Here is a 2,892-nt window from a genome sequence, read left to right on the forward strand (position 1 = left end):
CGATAGCGAGGTGTACCTCAGGGCGCTTCTTTCCGTGCTCACCCGGATGCGGCTGGAGGAACAGCACCGCCTGGCCCTGCGCCTGCGGGAGGAGGCAGAAGCCAGCCAGCGGGCCGGAGGGAACGGAGGCTCGCGTCAACGGGCGGGTGCCGCTGGCACCGTGGTGGTGAAGGCTGAACACGCGCTGCGGGTGCTGGGCGAAGTCGACGGAGGAATCGCCCGGCTGGTGGAGGCCCGGCTTGGCCTCAACAGTTCGGCCGGGGCCCGTGCCCGCGCCAGCGGTTATGCGGACTCAGGTGAGCGTCAAGGTGCCCGAACCGACGGCCAGGTGAGCGGCAGCGCAGAAGCCCGAGCACAGGCCGGTGCCTCTGCCGAACTGCAGGCGGGCCCCGGCTCCATCTCTGCCGGGTCTGATGCGGACCTCTCGGCTGGAGGATCCGTCCAACTCCCGGTCAAGGGTGAGGGTGACGGTGAAGGTGAAGGTGAGGCAAAAACCGGGGTGAGTATCGGGGCCGAAGGGTCGTGAAAGTGATCGGGCCGGTGCCAGCGGCCGGCTGCGGGTGATGCAACGACACGCCGGTCTGGCGAAGAGCGCCATTCGACCGAGGAGCGGGTGCGGGTACCGCACCGAACGAGCGGGGTTGCGCTCCGCTCCTCGGCCCGGGGGAAAGGTTGATGCCGCAAGGCTGCGGCTGGATGCTCGGGCGACCGGTGACCCCAAACCGTGGCCACCTTCCGCCGCAAGGAGGCCCGGCGTCCATAGCCCAGGTGCTGTGCGCCGGGGCTGACGTCGCTACCTAGCAAAACCGGGCTCGCTTCCTCGACGACACCGGAGCTGACCACGGCCGGCTCGCCTCCGCCAGCGATGCGCCCGGAGCGGTGAGCCCGGTCGTCCCCACCTGCCGGCTGCCCGGTAAGCTCAAAGACCCGGTCAGCCGCATCCTGGCCTCCACCCCGCAGGGCGTCGGATTTCGGGGCGTCCTGATCGCTGCGCAAGAGGTCCATGAGTCCACGAGCAAGCCCAGGCCGCTCATCGTTTCGCCTTTAAGCGACGAGGCGGGCGCCGGTGCCGTTCGATGAAGGCGTCGACCTCGGCCTGAGCTTCCGCTTTAACGTAACGGTAGAGCTCCGAGTCAGCGTAAGGGAGCCTGTCAAGTTTTCGCTCATACGAGGTGTAGGCGTGCCGGATGTAGGCCCGGGCTGCCAACTCAGCCTTGTCTTGCAAGGACAGCTTCCGGGTGCGCCCGACCCGGCCACTTCCCACTTCGGCGGCATGGATGGCTGCCTTCCGCGCTATTTGCTGCGCGAGGTCTGCGTGGGCCGCGTCGAAGGACAGGAACTGGATGATGGCCCGCTCAAGCTCTTGGCGGTAGCGCTGCTCGGCGCTCTCGCGGGCTCGAGCAGAAGCAGCCCGCCGGCGCTGCCGAGCGGCTTCGGTTTGCTGGGCCTGCCGTTCGGCTTCGGCAATGTGCGATTGTGGCGCGAGCAGCCCCAGGCGCTCTGTGTACCGCCGCTTTGGCCGGGATCGCACCACTTCCCAATAAAGCCCGGCCTCCTTCACCTTGCGGGTAACGAAGGCATCGCCACGGGGTAAAAAGGCCCAGCCGGGGGGCGTACGGACAATCCCATGCTGTGGCGTCCACCAGAGGTCGGCGTCACTCGCCTCGCCCTCGATTGCCTCAACTTCGTCGGAGCGTGGCGGGTAGACGCGAAGATGCTCGCCCGTCAGATCCTTGTCCTGAAGCTTCCGCGCGTCCATTTGAGCGACTCGAGGCATGCCGTGGCGACCCGGCTCAGTCCCGGGCCCCTAAACGACGAAGCCCCCAAACGGGGGTTTCGTTACTGGCTTTGCCCACGTGACTGGCGCTCTCAACAGCAACCGGCATGCCCGTCAGCTACTGAGAACGCAAACCTTCGTCGTGATTGGAGGCGGCGGCCGGACTCGAACCGGCGAATAGAGGTTTTGCAGACCTCCGCCTTAGCCCCTTGGCTACGCCGCCTCGTCTGTACGCCTTCCGGCGCCCGACCTCATGATAAAGGAACCAACTGTGCCAGTCAACAGCACCGCGCTCCGTCTCCTGCTGATGCTCCCAACGTGGCGCTGACAACCGGGTTCCGTGGGCTCCTGCGACACGTGCTTTGCGTGGCGGGGGTGCCTGATCTTGACAACGTTAAGGTCGCGTATTGACAGCGTTCATATCCCGGTATTAACGTTGGCTCCAAGGAGGGATTTCCCAGTGGACACGGTAGCGGATGGTCACCTTGGCCGTCTTGCGGCCCTCCTCGTGGACCGTATCGATGCGGATACCCTCCACCAAAGCCTCGACCAGCTGCTCCCACGCGCCATTCCCCAGCAAACCCATAAGTGCCCCTCGTCCGGCCAAGCCAACCGGGCACCGGACTCCATTTCGGGCAGCGCCGATCCGCCGCCGGGTGGGCGTCCTGGGTACCGAACCGATCCTCACCGACCAGCGGAGGAGGGTAGACCTGGAGCAGCTCCGGAGTCACGTGCCCCACATCCCGCAAAAGCCGGTCCCGCGCCGTGTCCCGCCCGGGCCGGCCCTGCCGGATGCGGTGGCGCCACCTTCCGGTGCTTACACCGGTGGTCTCTGCCACCTACGACCAGTGACCCACCCCCTTGCAGGACACTATGAAGCTGCTTTCGCCCAATATGCCGTCTGCCCCGATATGCTGCTGGCAGTTGGTCGCCGGCAGAGGACCAACTACCACCCTTTATGCAGGCTGTCAACGGCCACTTGAGAAGCGTATGTGTCAAGTCCCGGTGGGGGCCTTTTGGTGACCCCGCCTGTTCCCTGCTATACCCTGGCCCCCCACGGCGCCGCCCAGGCCAGCCGGCTGCGCAGCGCCGCCCCCGTAGCGGTCTGGCGGGCG

Annotated in this window: 3 protein-coding genes and 1 tRNA gene; 1 reads left to right on the forward strand and 3 read right to left on the reverse strand. The window is 66.6% G+C overall.

The genetic code is table 11. The features are described from left to right. On the forward strand, nucleotides 1–526 hold a 526-nt coding region (locus AB1609_19875), incomplete at its 5' end, for a hypothetical protein (GenBank protein ID MEW6048702.1). A 504-nt stretch (nucleotides 527–1,030) separates the two neighbouring features. Here AB1609_19875 and AB1609_19880 read toward each other — a convergent pair. The 3 genes from AB1609_19880 to AB1609_19890 all read right to left on the reverse strand — a co-directional run bounded on the left by AB1609_19880 (nucleotide 1,031) and on the right by AB1609_19890 (nucleotide 2,363). After that, nucleotides 1,031–1,759, reverse strand: coding sequence for a DUF2293 domain-containing protein (locus tag AB1609_19880; GenBank protein MEW6048703.1), 729 nt, complete (start codon nucleotides 1,757–1,759; stop codon nucleotides 1,031–1,033). 165 nt (nucleotides 1,760–1,924) lie between these two features. Then, nucleotides 1,925–2,000: transfer RNA gene (locus tag AB1609_19885), tRNA-Cys, on the reverse strand. A gap of 207 nt (nucleotides 2,001–2,207) precedes the next feature. Beyond that, nucleotides 2,208–2,363: a hypothetical protein gene (locus AB1609_19890; protein ID MEW6048704.1), complete on the reverse strand. Its 156-nt coding sequence runs from the start codon at nucleotides 2,361–2,363 to the stop codon at nucleotides 2,208–2,210. Nucleotides 2,364–2,892 lie beyond the last annotated feature (529 nt).

The sequence above is a fragment of the Bacillota bacterium genome, assembly GCA_040754675.1.
Lineage (GTDB): Bacteria > Bacillota > Limnochordia > Limnochordales > Geochordaceae > Geochorda.

Bases quoted from the DNA above. Each gene is read 5' to 3' on its own strand.
- AB1609_19880 (MEW6048703.1), bottom strand. From the start codon at position 1,759: ATGGACGCGCGGAAGCTTCAGGACAAGGATCTGACGGGCGAGCATCTT.
- AB1609_19890 (MEW6048704.1), bottom strand. From the start codon at position 2,363: ATGGGTTTGCTGGGGAATGGCGCGTGGGAGCAGCTGGTCGAGGCTTTG.